Below are 15,953 nucleotides of genomic sequence, written 5' to 3' on the forward strand. Positions count from 1 at the left end.
TCCCGCGTGACGCCGTTTCGATGGTGAATAGCGCCCGACCGCTCAAGCGGCTCTCAACCGCGGGCGGCCTCGGCGAGGAGCTCCGCTACCGCTTCGAGGTCGTCGTCGGGGATGAGGCCGACCGTGACGCGCAGGTGGTGGGAGCCGAGCGGGGCTGCCTCGAAGGGGGTGCCGGGGGCGGCGCCGATGCCGCGGGCGGCGAGGGAGACGAGGGCCACCTGCTCGTCGGCCACCTCCATCCAGAGGTTGATCCCGTCGGGGGCCTGGGCGCGGACGCCGCGGGCGCTGAGGGCGGCGGTCATGGCCGCGCGGCGGCGGGTGTAGACGGCGCGGGCGTGGGCCAGGGCGCGCTCGGTCTCCTCGTCGCCGAGGAGCTCGGCGAGGACGGCCTGCAGCAGGCGGCTCGACCAGCCGGGACCGAGCATCCGGCGGGTTGCCAGGCCGGTGACCACCGGCTCGACGCCGCCGACCGCGGCCAGCCGGAGGTCCGGGCCGTGGCTCTTCGAGAAGCTGCGGATGTGGACGGTCGAGTCGGGCAGGTGCTGGCCGAGGCTGGTCGGCCGCGCGGTGGCGACGTCGCCGCTGTGGTCGTCCTCCACGATGGTGACGCCGCGGCCGGTGAGCAGGGCCGCCAGCTGCTCGGCGCGGCGCGCGGTCATGCTCACGCCGGTCGGGTTGTGCGCCCGCGGTTGTAAGTAGAGCGCGACCGGCTGCGTGCCGTTCGCGGCGCCCAGGGCGGCGCCCAGTGCCTCGGGCCGGACGCCCTCGTCGTCCAGCGGCAGCGCGACCACCTCGGCGCCGACCACGTCCAGCAGGTCCAGCAGCGGCGGGAAGCAGGGATTCTCGACGAGCACCCGGCCGCCGAAGCCGACCAGCTCCCTGGTCACCCGGTCGAGCCCGTCCATGGCGCCGTCCACGACGGTCAGCGCGGCCGGCGGGAAGGGCCAGCGAACTCGCAGCGCCTTCTCCAGCGCGGGCAGCACCGGGTCGTCCAGGTAGCTCGCGGTCAGGTTGCCGCCCTGGGCGACGCGGCCGAGCACGGGCGCGAGATCCGGCAGTAACGCGGCGTCGGGCGTTCCGGTGGAGTAGTCGTGCGGCAGCCGGCCGGGGCTGCGGGTGATCCGGCGGTAGCGGCGCGGGTCGGCCGCGGCGGGCGGGCCTGCTAGCACGAATGTGCCGGACCGGCCCCGCGGGGAGATCACGCCGGCCCGGGCCAGCGTGCGCCAGGCCTGGCTGACGGTGGTCGGGCTGATGCCGAGCTCCGTGGCGAGCTCCCGGACGGTCGGCAGCCGGGTCCCGGCTGGCAGCACGCCGGCCATGACCAGGCGGCTGACGCTGCCCGCGATGCCGCGTGGGGACCGATCCTCGATCGCCGCGGTGATCGTGTCGAGCATGGCCCCCCTCCCTCGCCTGAAACAACTCGCAACGCCGCGTAACAAAATGAAACAGAAAGGCGATTGTCCGGCCTCCAGTGTGACAGTAGTCTTCGGTCACGCAAACCCCGCTTACCTGGTCAGTCCTGGTCGCTGAGCAGGGTCGTTCAGGTTGGCGGCGAGGCGGACGCCAGCGTGGTGGGCACGACTGTCCGGACGCTGAGAGTCTCGGTGGGGACTCTCAGGGCGCCAGGCGCGCCGACGAGTCCTAGGTCGTGCGTCAGGTCCGCGGAGGGGAGAGCAGCGATGAGCAGGGTGATCCGCGCGGCGCTCGTCCAGGCGAAGTGGACGGGCGACAAGGAATCCATGATCAAGGCGCACGAGGACTACCTGCGCTCGGCCGCCGAGCAGGGCGCCAAGGTCATGTGCTTCCAGGAGCTGTTCTACGGCCCGTACTTCTGCCAGGTGCAGGACCCGGTGTACTACGAGTACGCCGAGTCCGTGCCCGGCCCGACGGTCGAGCGGTTCCAGGCGCTGTGCGCCGAGCTCGGCGTCGTGCTGGTGCTGCCGGTCTACGAGCAGGAGCAGCCGGGCGTCCTCTACAACACGGCCGCGGTCATCGACGCCGACGGGACGTACCTCGGCAAGTACCGCAAGACGCACATCCCGCACACGCCCGGGTTCTGGGAGAAGTACTACTTCCGGCCGGGCAACCTCGGCTACCCGGTGTTCAACACCGCGGTCGGCCGGGTCGGCGTCTACATCTGCTACGACCGGCACTTCCCGGAGGGCTGGCGGGCGCTCGGGCTCAACGGCGCCGAGCTGGTCTTCAACCCGTCGGCGACCTCGCGCGGCCTCTCGAACTACCTCTGGAAGCTGGAGCAGCCGGCGGCGGCCGTCGCGAACGAGTACTTCATCGGCGCGATCAACCGGGTCGGCGTCGAGGACCTCGGCGATGACGACTTCTACGGCACCTCGTACTTCGTCGACCCCGAGGGCCAGTTCGTCAACGGGACCGGCGACCCGTACGAGCCCGAGCTGATGGTCCGCGACCTGGACCTGGAGCTGCTGACGACCGTGCGCAACCGGTGGGCCTTCTACCGTGACCGCCGCCCCGACCAGTACGGCGACCTGACGGCCCCCTGACGAACTGCTCCCGTTCCTATCCTCCTGGACCGTCCGCGACGTTCACGTGTTCGTAACCGAGCTGGCCCGGAGGCGGGCCTCCGCGGAGGCCCGGCCCCGAGCGAAGCGAAGGGGCCGGGCCGCAGCGGAGGTCGCCGGAGGGCACGTTCGCGGAGGAGGACGCGGCCCGGAGGTCCCTTGGGAGCGAAGCGAGCAAGGGGCCGGAGGGCCGCGCCCGGACGGAGCGAACCAGAGAAGGAAGAGCCTCGATGAAGACGCTGATCACCGGTGGGACCGTCGTGGGCCCGCTGGGCGCGACCCCGCAGGACGTGCTCATTGACGGCGAGACCATCGCCGCGCTCTACGCGCCGGGCGCAGCGGCCGGTGTCACCGCCGACACGGTGCTCGACGCGACCGGGAAGTACGTCGTCCCCGGTGGGGTGGACGTGCACACCCACATGAAGCTGCCGTTCGGTGGCACGTTCGCCTCGGACGACTTCGCGTCCGGCACGGCGGCGGCGGCCTGGGGCGGCACGACCACGATCATCGACTTCGCCGTGCAGCGCACCGGTGAGGTCGTCCAGGACGGGCTGGCCGTCTGGCACGAGCTGGCGGACGGCAACTGCGCGATCGACTACGGCTTCCACATGATCATGGGTGGGGTCGACGACGAGGCGCTCAAGGCCATGGACTACCTCGTGGCGCACGAGGGGATCACCAGCTTCAAGCTGTTCATGGCCTACCCGGGCGTCTTCTACAGCGACGACGGCCAGATCCTGCGGGCGATGCAGAAGGCGACCGACAACGGCGCGCTGATCATGATGCACGCCGAGAACGGCATCGCGATCGACGTGCTCGCCGCCCAGGCCGTCGCCCGCGGCCAGACCGGCCCGGTCTACCACGGCATCACCCGGCCCTCGGCGCTGGAAGGCGAGGCGACCCACCGGGCCGCGGTGCTCGCCCAGGTCGCCGGGAACACTCCGCTGTACTTCGTCCACATGTCGGCGTCCGAGGCGCTGGCGCACGTCTCGGCGGCCCGGTCCGCGGGGCGCAACGTGTTCGCCGAGACCTGCCCGCAGTACCTGTACCTCACCCTGGAGGACCAGCTCGGCGCACCCGGCTTCGAGGGGGCGAAGTGGGTGGCCTCGCCGCCGCTGCGCCCGCGCGGGGAGCCGCACTCTGACAGGACACATCGTGACGACCTGTGGCGCGGCCTGCGCACCGACGACCTCGCGGTCGTCTCCACCGACCACTGCCCGTTCTGCTTCAAGGACCAGAAGGAGCTCGGGCGCGGGAACTTCACCAAGATCCCGAACGGGATCGGGACGGTGGAGCACCGGATGGACCTCGTCTACCAGGGCGTCGCCACCGGGAAGCTCCCGCTGGAACGCTGGGTCGAGACCTGTTCGACGACGCCAGCCCGGATGTTCGGCCTCTACCCGAAGAAGGGCGTGATCCAGCCCGGCTCGGACGCGGACATCGTGCTCTACGACCCTCGGGCGACGACCACGATCAGCGCGGCCACGCATCACATGAACATCGACCATTCGGCCTGGGAGGGCTTTGAGATCGCCGGGAAGGTCGAGACAGTGCTGTCCCGGGGCAGCGTCGTCGTCGCGGACGGCGCCTTCCACGGCCGCTCCGGCCACGGCCAGTTCCTGCGCCGCGGACTCTCCCAGTACCTGCGTTGACCCGTTCGGCCGTGGGAGATAGGTCACAGCCCATGCCAGCCAAGAAACCGGGCTCGTCGAACGCGGACCACGGACTGCAGGGCTCTGGCGGGACAAGCGTTTGGAGGGCGCGCAGCGCCCGACAGGTAGGGCGCTCGGCGCCCTGCCCCACAACCCCTGCGTGACGGCGAAGGAGCGGATACGAAGTTAGCTAAGTAAGCACTCAGTTTGGTGGTGCGGGCGACGCCGGCCAGGATAGGCGTGTCAGGACGAACGGCACCGGGAGAGGTCACCATGCGGGAAATCGGGCACTGGATCGATGGCAAGGCGGCGGCGGGTGGCTCCGGCCGGTTCGGGCCGGTGTGGAACCCGGCGACCGGTGAGCAGGCCGCGCAGGTCGCCTTGGCGAGCCTTGAGGAGATCAACGCGGCGGTCGCGAGCGCCAAGACGGCGTTCACCGGCTGGCGCAGCACCGGCCTCGGCCGCCGGGCCGAGGTGATGTTCCGGTTCCGTGAGCTGCTGTACGCCAACCGGACCGAGCTCGCGAAGCTCATCACCGCCGAGCACGGCAAGACCGTCGACGACGCGCTCGGCGAGATCGCGCGCGGCCTGGAGAACGTCGAGTTCGCCTGCGGCGCGCCGAGCCTGCTGCGCGGCGGCTTCTCCGAGCAGGTGTCGACCGGCGTCGATGTCCACGAGATCCGCCAGCCGCTGGGCGTCGTCGCGGGCATCACCCCGTTCAACTTCCCGGCGATGGTCCCGCTGTGGATGCTGTCGAACGCTCTGGCCTGCGGCAACGCGTTCATCCTCAAGCCGTCGGAGCGTGACCCGTCGGCGTCGCTGCTGCTCGCCGAGCTGCTCGCCCAGGCCGGCGTGCCGGACGGTGTGTTCACCGTGCTCCAGGGCGACAAGCTCGCCGTCGACACGCTGCTCACCCACCCGGACGTCGAGGCGCTCAGCTTCGTCGGCTCGACCCCGATCGCCCGCTACGTCTACGAGACGGGCACCGCGGCCGGCAAGCGGGTGCAGGCCCTCGGCGGCGCGAAGAACCACATGATCGTGCTGCCGGACGCGGACATCGCGGCCGCGGCCGACGCCGCTGTCTCGGCTGGCTACGGCTCGGCTGGCGAGCGCTGCATGGCGGTCTCCGTCGTCGCCGCGGTCGGTGACTGCGCCGACCCGCTGGTCGAGGCGATCGCCGAGCGGGTCCGCAAGATCAAGGTTGGCCCGGGCATCGACCCGGACAGCGAGATGGGCCCGGTCATCACCCGCGAGGCCCGCGACCGGGTCGCCGGCTACCTGGAAACCGCCAAGACCGACGGCGCCACCCTCGTCATCGACGGCCGCGACGACCCGATCTCGTCAGGCCCCGGCTTCTTCCTCGCCCCGAGTCTGATCGACAACGTGTCGACGACCAGCACGGTCTACACCGACGAGATCTTCGGCCCGGTCCTCGCGGTGGTGCGCTGTGAGACCTACACCGAGGCGGTGAAGCTCGTCGAGGACAACCCGTACGGCAACGGCGTCGCGATCTACACCCGGGACGGCGGTGCCGCGCGCCGGTTCACCTTCGACGTCCAGGCCGGCATGGTCGGCGTCAACGTGCCGATCCCGGTGCCGGTCTCGTACTACAGCTTCGGCGGCTGGAAGGCCTCGCTGTTCGGCGACCTGCACATGTACGGGCCGGACGGGATCAGGTTCTACACCAAGACGAAGGTCGTCACCACCCGCTGGCCCGACCCGGCGACGAGCTCGGTGGAGCTCGGCTTTCCCCGGACGAGATGACTTTGGTTCGCGGCGTCCGGGCGCGAGCCTCCGGCCCCAACCTTGCTTCGCTGCGGTTGGGACCTCCGGCTCGCGTCTCCGCCGCGAACGAGCTCCGCTCCGTCCGGTGGGCCAGTCAGGCACTTCGCTTCGCTCGCGCCTGCTGGCCCACCGGACTACGCGAAGCCTTGGGGCACAGGCAACGGTTAGGTCGCTTCGCTCGCCTCTGTCGCCCCACCGGACCGCGCGAAGCCTTGGGGTCGAGTGGAGAGATCGAGGTAGGTAGCGGGGGCCAGCGACTTCGCGTAGTCGGGTGGTCCAGCAGGCCCACCGGACTAGGCGAAGCCGTGGGGCGGAGGTAGGTAGAAGCGGAGGTAGGTAGGGAGGGAACGGGGAGGCCGGTACCCAGCGACTTCGCGTAGTCGGGTGGTCCAGCAGGCCCCGAGCGAAGCGAAGGGGCCTGACTGGCCCACCCGACGGAGCGAAGTCCCGTTCGCGGCGGAGGGCGGCGCCCGGACGCCGCGAACCGAAAGTCACAGTGCCCGGACGCCGCGAACCAATGTCACAGCGCCGCGAACAAGGAGGTACAGCGGGATATGGACATCGGTGTTGTGCTGCAGACGAACCCGCCGGCCTCCCGGGTGGTGGAGCTCGCCCGCCAGGCCGAGACGCTCGGCTTCTCGCACGTGTGGACGTTCGACTCCCACCTGCTGTGGGAGGAGCCGTTCGTCATCTACAGCCAGATCCTGGCCGCGACCCGCAAGGTCGTCGTCGGGCCGATGGTCACCAACCCGGCGACCCGGGACTGGACGGTGACGGCGTCGCTGTTCGCCACGCTCAACGAGATGTACGGCAACCGGACGATCTGCGGCATCGGGCGGGGTGACTCCGCCGTCCGCGTCCTGAACGGCAAGCCGACCACGCTCGCGACGCTGCGGGACTGCGTCGGCGTCGTCCGCGAGCTGGCGAACGGCCGCGAGGCCGAGGTCAACGGCACGAAGCTGCGTTTCCCGTGGGGCCTCGACTCCCGGCTGGACATCTGGATCGCCGGCTACGGGCCGAAGGCGCTGGCGCTGACCGGCGAGATCGGCGACGGCTTCATCCTGCAGCTCGCCGACCCGGACATCACCGCCTGGACGATCGACGCCGTGCGCACCGCGGCGGCCGCCGCCGGCCGCGACCCGGCCGCCGTGAAGATCTGCGTCGCCGCGCCCGCCTACGTCGGGCCGGGGGACGCCGCGTCGATGGCCCACCAGCGCGACCAGTGCCGCTGGTTCGGCGGCATGGTCGGCAACCACGTGGCCGACCTCGTCGCGCGCTACGGCGCAGGCGGCTCGGCCATCCCGGCCGCGCTCACGTCGTACATCGAGGGCCGGACGGGCTACGACTACAACGAGCACGGCCGCGCCGGGAACACCCACACCACGTTCGTCCCGGACGAGATCGTCGACCGGTTCTGCCTGCTCGGGCCGGCCGAGGCGCACGTCCGGCGGCTGACGGAGCTGGCCGCGCTCGGCGTCGACCAGTTCGCCGTCTACCTGCAGCACGACGCCAAGGTGGCGACCCTGGAGGCGTACGGCGAGCAGGTGATCCCCGCGATCGCCGAGCACATCCGGGCGAAGGCCCCGGCCGCTCCCGAGGCGCCATGACGATCACAGCCTCCGTCGACGAGTCGGCCGCCACCGCGGCGCTCGGCCTCGCGGACGTCGCGCCGTCCGGACCCGCCGCCGGCGGCTGGGGCGAACGGCTGCGCCGCGCCGGGCTCGCGGTCCTGGCGGTGGTGCTGGTCTGCGTGGTCTGGGAGCTGTACAAGCTCGTCGGCTCGCCGCACGGCGGCCGGGTTCTCGGTGTGCCGGTGCTGCCGCGCAACGACGACGTCTCCATGCCGCACGTCTGGTCGGTCCTGGCGCAGCTCGGGCACCAGGAGGTCGCCCTCGACGGCAGCCAGACCGTCGGGATGGCCGTGCTCAAGGGCATCTGGTACACGCTGCGGGTGGCGCTGGCGGGCCTGCTGGCCGGCGTCGTCGTCGGGGTGCTGCTCGCGGTCCTGATGACCCGGCTGCGCATCGTCGAGCGCGGGCTGCTGCCGTACATCATCGCCAGCCAGACCGTGCCGCTGATCGCGCTGGCGCCGCTCGTCGCCGGCTGGAGCGGCCAGCTGCACCTGGGCGGGCTGCGCTGGCAGGACTGGATGACCGTGGCCCTGATCGCCGCCTACCTGGCGTTCTTCCCGGTCGCGGTCGGGATGCTGCGCGGCCTGCAGTCGCCCGCGGCCAGCTCGGTCGAGCTGATGCGCAGCTACGCCGCGTCCTGGCGGCAGACGCTGCTGCGGCTGCGGCTGCCCGCGGCGGTCCCGTTCCTGCTGCCGGCGCTGCGGCTGGCCGCCGCCTCGGCGGTGATCGGCGCCATCGTGGCGGAGATCTCCACCGGCACCGACGGCGGCGTCGGGCGCCTGATCATCGCCTACTCCCAGTCCGCGACCAGCGACTCGACCAAGCTCTACGACGCCGTGCTCGGCGCGGCGGTCACCGGCCTGCTCGTGGCCGGGCTGGTCTCGCTGGTCGAGATCGCGCTGACCTGGCGGCCGGGCCAGGCGCGGCGGGGCGCGGCCGTCTCGGCGCCGCCGACCGTTGGTAACGCCCCGAAGACCCAGAAGGTGACGACATGACCGCGCGACCCGCCGGCGGACCCTCCGGATCGGCCGCGGTCCAGGGCAGCCCCGGCCCGCCCGAGACGGACCCGCCGCCGCCCCGCGAGCGGGACCGGCCAGCCAGCGAGGCGAGCCCGGCGACCGCGGTGCCGGCCGTCGCGGTGCGCGGCGTCGACAAGGTCTTCCCGGTGGCCGGTGGTGGGGCGACCGTCGCCCTCGCCGGCATCGACCTGACGGTGGCCACCGGCGAGTTCGTCTCGCTGATCGGCCCGTCCGGCTGCGGCAAGTCGACGCTGCTGCGCCTGGTCGCCGACCTCGTCGAGCCGACGCGGGGCGAGGTGCGGGTCTTCGGCGAGCCGGCCCCGGCCGCCCGGGCCGCCCAGCGGTACGGCATCGCGTTCCAGCAGGCGGGGCTGCTGGAGTGGCGTACGGTCGCCGGCAACGTCGAGCTGCCCCTGCAGGTGCACGGCGTGGGCAGGAAGGACCGCCGGGCCCGCGCCCGCGAACTGCTCGACCTGGTCGGCCTCAGCGACTTCGCCGGGCACTGGCCGGCCCAGCTTTCCGGCGGCATGCAGCAGCGGGTGGCGATCGCTCGAGCCCTGGCCGAACGCCCGCCGTTGCTGCTGCTCGACGAGCCGTTCGGCGCGCTGGACGAGATGACCCGCGAGCGGATGCAGAGTGAGCTGGCCCGGATTCGCCACGAGACCGGGACCACGGTCATCCTGGTCACCCACTCGATCCCGGAGGCGGTGTTCCTCTCCGACCGGGTGGCGGTGATGTCGCCGCGGCCCGGCCGGATCACGGACATCATCGACGTCGACCTGCCCGGCCGGCTCGGGCCCGGTCGCGGCGGCGAGGGCGAGCCGGCGCCGCCGGGGGAGACCGGCGGGCCGACCGCCGCGGACGCCGACGACGTGCGCGAACAGGCCGCCTTCTTCGCCGCGGTGACCGCGGTGCGCGAGGCGCTGCGGGCCGGAGGCGGGACGTGAGCCCGACGGGCGCGCCGGCGCTGGACACCGGCGCCACGCCGGCCGGGCGTACCCGTCACGCCACGCGTCTCGGCCGATGGTCCAAGGGCCGCCTGGCCGTCGTCCTGCCGCCGGTGGTGGTAGGCGTCGTCGGGATCACGGCGTGGGAGGGCTACGTGCGGGCCTACCACATCCAGCCCTACCTGCTGCCCGCGCCGTCGGAGATCTGGACGCAGTTCCGGCACAGCTTCCGGGTCATCGTCCAGACGTCGCGGGCGACCGGGGCGAACGCGGTCGTCGGTCTGGTGGTCGGCCTGGTCGCCGGCCTGCTCGGGGCGGTGGTGGCCGCCAGGTCGAAGATCGTCGACGGGCTGCTCGGGCCGCTCGCGGCGGCGATGAACGCCGTTCCGATCATCGCGCTGGCCCCGCTGTTCAACACGATGTTCTCGACGACCTCCGCGGTGCCACGCCGCCTGGTGGTCGCGATCGTGGTCTTCTTCCCGGTGTTCGTGAACACTGTGCGGGGGCTGCGCCAGGTGCCGGACGTGCAGCGCGAGCTGATGCGCTCGCTGGCCGTCGGGCCGTGGCGGTTCGCCCGGACGGTCCAGCTTCCCGGGGCCGTCCCCTACATCTTCACCGGCTTCCGGCTGGCGTCGTCGCTGGCGGTGATCGCGGCGGTGGTGTCCGAGTACTTCGGCGGCCGGCAGAACGGGCTCGGCTCCCGGATCACCTCGGCGGCGTCGAACACCGCCTATCCCCGGGCCTGGGCCTTCGTGGCCGCGGCCTGTGTGCTCGGGCTCGCCGTCTACCTCGTCGCCGGGCTCCTGGAGTGGCTCGCGACCCCGTGGCGGCGGGGTGGCTCGGCCGGCTGGTCACGCCGGGGCGGCTCGGCGGGCGGCCGTCCCGCCGCGGCGGCGGCCGGCTCCGCGGCGGCGGCGGCCGGCTCCGCGGCGGCGGCGGCCGGCCCGGCCGACGGCACGACCGAACAGGCAGCGGCGACGGACGGGCGCCAACGGGCATAGGCGGCAGACAAGCGGCGAACCGGGCCGCCAGGCGGGCGGCGTTGCCCGTGGACATCCGGTTCGTCGGCGGGCGGCGTGGCCCGGTGGATCTTCTTCGCGAGGTACGGGCGGCGTGGCCCGCGGGATCGGCTGGAGAGCCGTGTCGGGCCTGAAGCGTCGCCACTGGCGCGCCCGGCGCGGCCAGGGAGTACCGGAGGGGTACATGAAACGACGGTTGGCCGGGGGGCTCGCCGCGGGACTCGCCGTGGCGCTCGCACTCGCGGCGTGTGGCTCGAGTTCCAGCGGCGGCGGCAGCGCAGGCGGCACGTCTTCGGGGCTGACGCCGGTGAAGCTGCAGCTGCAGTGGTTCACCCAGGCTCAGTTCGCCGGCTACATCGCGGCGGAGAAGAAGGGCTACTACAAGGACGCCGGCCTCGATGTGAAGATCCTCGAGGGCGGCACCGACATCGTCCCGCAGACCGTGCTGGCCCAGGGCAAGGCCGACTACGCGATCGCCTGGGTGCCCAAGGCGCTGGCGTCCCGGGAGCAGGGCGCGCAGATCACCGACGTCGCGCAGATCTTCCAGCGGTCCGGCACGCTGCAGGTCAGCTTCAAGGACAAGAACATCACCGGGCCGGCCGACCTGAAGGGCAAGAAGGTCGGTGACTGGGGGTTCGGCAACGAGTACGAGCTGTTCGCCGGGATGACCAAGGCCAAGGTCGACCCGTCCAAGGACATCACGCTGGTCCAGCAGCAGTTCGACATGAAGGGCCTGCTGTCGGGCGACATCGACGCCGCCCAGGCGATGAGCTACAACGAGTACGCCCAGGTGCTGGAGGCGACGAACCCGGCCACCGGCAAGCTCTACCAGCCGAGCGACTTCAACGTCATCAACTGGAACGACGTCGGCACCGCGATGCTGCAGGACGCCATCTGGGCGAATACGTCCAAACTGCAGAGCGACAAGAAGTACCAGGACACAACGACGAAATTCGTCGAAGCGTCCATGAAGGGCTGGATCTACTGCCGCGACAACGCGTCCGACTGCCGTGACATGGTGGTCGCCGCCGGGTCGAAGCTCGGCGCCAGCCACCAGCTGTGGCAGATGAACGAGATCAACAAGCTGATCTGGCCGTCGCCCAACGGCATCGGCCTGATCGACAAGGCGGCCTGGGACCAGACCGTCTCGATCGCCAAGGGCACCAAGAACGCTGATGGGCAGACCGTCCTCACCAAGGACCCTGAAGGTCTCGCCTACACGAACGACTACGTCAACAAGGCACTGGCCGACCTCAAGGCAGGCGGGGTCGACGTCGCCGGCACCGGCTTCAAGCCGCAGACCGTGACTCTCGCGCCGAACGGCGCCTGAGCCGCGCCGGCCGGTCCCGAACGGCTCCCCGCCGGTCGGGACCGGCCGGAACCATGATCACCCGGCTTGCCCGGCGGCGCGCACCCCACCCGCGACCGCCGAGCGAGCCGGTCCGGTGTGTCGGGCATCCTGGCGCAGTGGGTCGTCTCGGGCACCAACCTCAGGTTTCCTTGGGGGCGGGACTTCCCGGCGACCGGTGCACAGGTGCGCGCTCGGCCCCTCGAGCGGGCCCCTCGATGGCAGGCCCTGGGCGGCAAGGAGGCAGCGGGTCATGAACAGCAGGACCTACGACGACGACCGCAAGCACGTCTTCCACTCGTGGTCGGCGCAGGCGGCGTTGACCCCGCTGGTGGTGAACCGGGCCGAGGGCAGCTGCTTCTGGGACGAGTCCGGTCGCCGTTACCTGGACTTCTCATCCCAGCTGGTGAATGCCAACATCGGCCACCAGCACCCGAAGATCATCGAAGCCATCATCGAGCAGGCCGGCAAGCTGACCACGATCGCTCCGTTCCACGCGAACGAGGCCCGCTCGGAGGCCGCGCGGCTCATCGCGTCGCACGCGCCCGGCGACCTCGACAAGGTCTTCTTCACCAACGGCGGCGCCGAGGCGACCGAGAACGCGGTGCGGATGGCCCGCCTCGTCACCGGCCGCCACAAGGTTCTCTCGACCTACCGCTCGTATCACGGCGCCACCGGGGGCTCGATCGTCCTCACCGGTGAGCCGCGCCGCTGGGCGAGCGAGCCGGGGATGTCGGGCGTCGTCCACTTCTACGGGCCCTACCCGTACCGTTCGCCGTTCTACGCCGACAGCGCCGAGCAGGAGGGCGAGCGCGCGCTCGCGCACCTCGCCGATGTGATCGCCATGGAGGGCGCGCAGACGGTCGCCGCCGTGCTGCTGGAGACCGTCGTCGGCACGAACGGCATCCTCGTCCCGCCGGACGGCTACCTGGCCGGGGTGCGCGAGCTGTGCGACCGGTACGGCATCCTGCTGATCCTGGACGAGGTGATGTCCGGGTTCGGTCGCTGCGGTGAGTGGTTCGCCGCCGACCACTGGAACATCGTCCCGGACCTGATCTGCTTCGCCAAGGGCGTCAACTCGGGCTACGTCCCGCTGGGCGGCGTCATCATGGGCCCGAAGGTCGCGGACGCGTTCGCGACCCGCCCCTATCCGGGCGGCCTGACGTACTCCGGCCACCCGTTGGCCTGTGCGGCCGCGGTCGGCTCGATCCGGGCCTTCGAGGAGGAGGGCATCGTCGAGCACGCCCGGATGCTCGGAACCGAGGTAATCGGGCCGGAGCTGGCGAAGTTCGCCGCCAACCACCCGAGCGTCGGCGAAGTCCGCGGCCTCGGCGTCTTCTGGGCGATCGAGCTGGTCCGTGACCGGGAGACCCGGGAGCCGCTTGTCCCGTTCAACGCGGCCGGCCCCGACGCGGCCCCGATGGCGGCCTTCATCGGCGCGTGCAAGGAGCGCGGCCTCTGGCCGTTCACCCACTTCAACCGGACCCACGTCGTCCCGCCCTGCACCATCACCGTCGGCGAGCTCCGCGAAGGCCTGGCCATCCTCGACGACGCCCTCACCGTCGCCGACGGCCACTACACGGGCTGAGCCCGAGGAGGCCGAGTCATGCCTGGTGGCCGGACGAGGGCCGAGATCCGTGGCCACGAGGTATGACCCAACCCGAGAGGTAGGCGTTGGATGGACCTGTTCCAGGTAGCGGCGCTGGGGTTCGTGCGGTCACCCCGCACGGCGGCGGTCGATGACGACTGGGCGCCGGTTGAGGCCGTGATCGAGCTCGACCCGGCCGCGGTGACGGTCGAGGCCACCCGCGGGCTGGCGGAGTTCTCGCACCTGGAGGTGCTATTCCTGTTCCACCTGGTCGACGAGGCGAAGGTGGAGCGCGGTGCCCGTCATCCGCGCGGCAACCGGTCGTGGCCGGAGGCCGGCGTGCTGGCGCAGCGCAACAAGGACCGGCCGAACCGGCTGGGCGTCACGACCTGCGAGCTGGTCGCGGTGACCGGCCTGACCGTGACGGTGTGCGGCCTGGACGCGGTCGAGGGCACTCCCGTCCTCGATCTCAAGCCCTACTTCGCCGAGTTCGCCCCACGCTCCGAGGTCCGCCAGCCCGCCTGGAGCCATGAGCTGATGGCCACCTACTGGTGACGTCCGGTGACGTCCGGTGACGTCCCGCGGTGTCGAGCCATGCCTGGCGGCTTCCGGGGCTGGCCCGCTTCGGCCACCAGGCATGACTCACCTCGCACGACGGCCCGGGTCGGCGGCAGCTGGCCGGCGCGTCGGCGCGGCGCTGGTCGATGGTGCCGCCTCGTCCGGCTCCGTCGGACAGCACGGTTCTAGCGGTCCCGATCGATCCCGCCGTGACAGATCTCACCTACACACCCGTTGGCGCCGATAAAACCCGGTGGCCTGCCGGGTTAGGCGCGCTGCGCCCCGAGAGCCCCTTTTGATCTTGTTTGTCCGGGACGGTAGGGTTGTGTCCGTGCGGCAGCCGTTTCCCCATCCGGACCGTGACCCGTGTTGGGATCCGTGGTCGCGCCACTCCGAAGGTGTCAAAGGTTCCTGCCTCCGGATGGTGGACTCGGTGGGGGGCATCTCTTTGGTCGTTCGCCCCGGTGACCCGGTGGCCCTCGGTTCCGCGTGAGCGACCCGTTGTCGGCGGGCGACGATTGTCACAACGGTGTCACAGTTGTGTCCCGCCGGATGTCCGGGCCATGTCCTTATCACAGCTACGGTGTCTGCATCATGTCGCCGCTGTGTCATTCCGGCCCGATTCACAGCCGTAAATCAAATGAATGGTTGGCCGGGGGCCGCAAGATGCGCTCTGGGTAATCGTTCCGTACCCTTCGGTGGACGAGTATCGGCCGTGCGCCACCGGCGTAGGTGCGTGATGTCATCCACCTGACCATGGACGGGATCGCCGGGGGGCGGTGAAATGATGGGGCTGCCCGGGGGCGTGGCATCGACGCGCACCCGCGGCTCGAGGATGACCGCAAGGGTGTTGTCGGGCAGTTGGGATTTCTGGGGGGTCATGGCGTCCCCCCGTCACCCTGGGTGGGTGGCCCCACGACCGCCGGCCGCGACGCGGTCGGCCGCACAGTGGGCCTGGCGCCCGACGCGACCGGAGGTGTGTGAGGCGTGAGCACCCGCTCTCGTCCTGCTGTCCAGGATCGGGCCTCCCGCCCGGTGATCAGCAGGGCTCGGGCGGCCGCGTCCGCTCCCTGGCCACCACGGACGGCACTCGTCACCGGCGCCTCCAGCGGGATCGGCCGCGCGGCCGCTCTCAGGCTCGCCCAGGACGACACCAAGACCCTCCTCATCGGCCGTAACGGTGTGGCCCTCGACGAGGTGGCCGCGGCGACCGGTGGCCACCGGTTCGCCACGGACCTGACCACGGTGGGCGCGGAGACCGCGGTCGCCGCGCGGGCCACCGAGCTGCTCGGTCACGTCGACCTGCTGGTCCTGTCGGCGGGTATCGGTGCCGCCGGGCCGTTCGAGGTGATGTCCCCGAACGCGCTGCGGGACCTGGTCACCGTCAACGTGCTCGCGCCGATGATGTTGGTCCGGGCGGTCCTGCCGGCGATGCTCGACCGCGGCGAGGGTCGCATCCTGCTGGTGGGCAGCGTCGCGGGCGCGCTGGGGGTGCGCGGCGAGGTCGCCTACTCCGCCAGCAAGGCGGCGCTGGTGGGCTTCGCCGACGCGCTGCGCTCCGAGGTCCGAGGACGCGGCATCCTGGTCACCCTCTGCTTACCGGGCGCCGTGGACACACCGTTCTTCCACCGCCGTGGCGCCCCGTACGTCCGCCGGTGGCCCAAGGCGATCCCCCCGAGCCTGGTCGCGGACCGCATGCTCGCCGGCGTCGCGCGCGGCGACGCCGAGGTATGGGTGCCAGGGTGGATGTCGCTGGCCGCGCGCGTGCACGGGGCGGCGCCGCCGCTCTACCGCAGGCTGGCCAACGTGTTCGGATAGCGAGCGCGCCGGTCGCCGGCTCGCCGTCGGCGACGTCACGCCGCCCTGACC

Annotated in this window: 12 protein-coding genes; 11 read left to right on the plus strand and 1 reads right to left on the minus strand. The window is 71.7% G+C overall.

Translation table 11 applies throughout. The features are described from left to right. Positions 1–53: 53 nt before the first annotated feature. A complete protein-coding gene (locus tag FRADC12_RS18800) occupies positions 54–1,394 on the minus strand; it encodes an aminotransferase-like domain-containing protein (protein WP_045877621.1) in 1,341 nt (446 codons plus the stop codon). A 285-nt stretch (positions 1,395–1,679) separates the two neighbouring features. Here FRADC12_RS18800 and FRADC12_RS18805 point away from each other — a divergent pair, with 285 nt between their 5' ends. The 11 genes from FRADC12_RS18805 to FRADC12_RS18855 all read left to right on the plus strand — a co-directional run bounded on the left by FRADC12_RS18805 (position 1,680) and on the right by FRADC12_RS18855 (position 15,902). Then, positions 1,680–2,519 (plus strand): nitrilase-related carbon-nitrogen hydrolase, encoded by an 840-nt coding sequence (locus tag FRADC12_RS18805; protein ID WP_045877622.1) that lies wholly within the window; start codon positions 1,680–1,682, stop codon positions 2,517–2,519. Positions 2,520–2,767: 248 nt separating this feature from the next. After that, positions 2,768–4,189 carry a dihydropyrimidinase gene (gene hydA, locus FRADC12_RS18810; protein WP_045877623.1) on the plus strand — a complete coding sequence of 474 codons (1,422 nt, stop codon included), beginning with the start codon at positions 2,768–2,770 and terminating at the stop codon, positions 4,187–4,189. 273 nt (positions 4,190–4,462) lie between these two features. Next, positions 4,463–5,953 (plus strand): CoA-acylating methylmalonate-semialdehyde dehydrogenase, encoded by a 1,491-nt coding sequence (locus FRADC12_RS18815; RefSeq protein ID WP_045877624.1) that lies wholly within the window; start codon positions 4,463–4,465, stop codon positions 5,951–5,953. Positions 5,954–6,528: 575 nt separating this feature from the next. Beyond that, the gene (locus FRADC12_RS18820; RefSeq protein WP_045877625.1) at positions 6,529–7,581 is read left to right on the plus strand and encodes a TIGR03842 family LLM class F420-dependent oxidoreductase; all 1,053 of its coding nucleotides are present in this window, start codon (positions 6,529–6,531) and stop codon (positions 7,579–7,581) included. Next, complete coding sequence (locus FRADC12_RS18825) at positions 7,578–8,600, plus strand: ABC transporter permease (protein ID WP_084010980.1); 1,023 nt, start codon at positions 7,578–7,580, stop codon at positions 8,598–8,600. Before FRADC12_RS18820 ends, FRADC12_RS18825 begins: the two co-directional genes overlap by 4 nt. Beyond that, positions 8,597–9,571 (plus strand): ABC transporter ATP-binding protein, encoded by a 975-nt coding sequence (locus tag FRADC12_RS18830; protein ID WP_084010982.1) that lies wholly within the window; start codon positions 8,597–8,599, stop codon positions 9,569–9,571. The genes FRADC12_RS18825 and FRADC12_RS18830 overlap by 4 nt, the downstream gene beginning before the upstream one ends. Next, the gene (locus FRADC12_RS18835) at positions 9,568–10,572 is read left to right on the plus strand and encodes an ABC transporter permease (protein ID WP_232303889.1); all 1,005 of its coding nucleotides are present in this window, start codon (positions 9,568–9,570) and stop codon (positions 10,570–10,572) included. The genes FRADC12_RS18830 and FRADC12_RS18835 overlap by 4 nt, the downstream gene beginning before the upstream one ends. Before the next feature lie 202 nt (positions 10,573–10,774). Next, entirely contained in the window at positions 10,775–11,920 is a 1,146-nt protein-coding gene (locus FRADC12_RS18840) for an ABC transporter substrate-binding protein (protein WP_045877626.1), read from the plus strand. Between the two features lie 271 nt (positions 11,921–12,191). Further along, complete coding sequence (locus FRADC12_RS18845) at positions 12,192–13,526, plus strand: aspartate aminotransferase family protein (protein WP_045877627.1); 1,335 nt, start codon at positions 12,192–12,194, stop codon at positions 13,524–13,526. Between the two features lie 90 nt (positions 13,527–13,616). Next, positions 13,617–14,081, plus strand: coding sequence for an SAM-dependent methyltransferase (locus FRADC12_RS18850; RefSeq protein WP_045877628.1), 465 nt, complete (start codon positions 13,617–13,619; stop codon positions 14,079–14,081). A 990-nt stretch (positions 14,082–15,071) separates the two neighbouring features. Continuing rightward, on the plus strand, positions 15,072–15,902 hold the full coding sequence (locus tag FRADC12_RS18855; protein WP_045877629.1) for an SDR family NAD(P)-dependent oxidoreductase: 831 nt from the start codon (positions 15,072–15,074) through the stop codon (positions 15,900–15,902). Positions 15,903–15,953 lie beyond the last annotated feature (51 nt).

Origin of the sequence: Pseudofrankia sp. DC12 (genome assembly GCF_000966285.1) — a bacterium.
Lineage (GTDB): Bacteria > Actinomycetota > Actinomycetes > Frankiales > Frankiaceae > Pseudofrankia.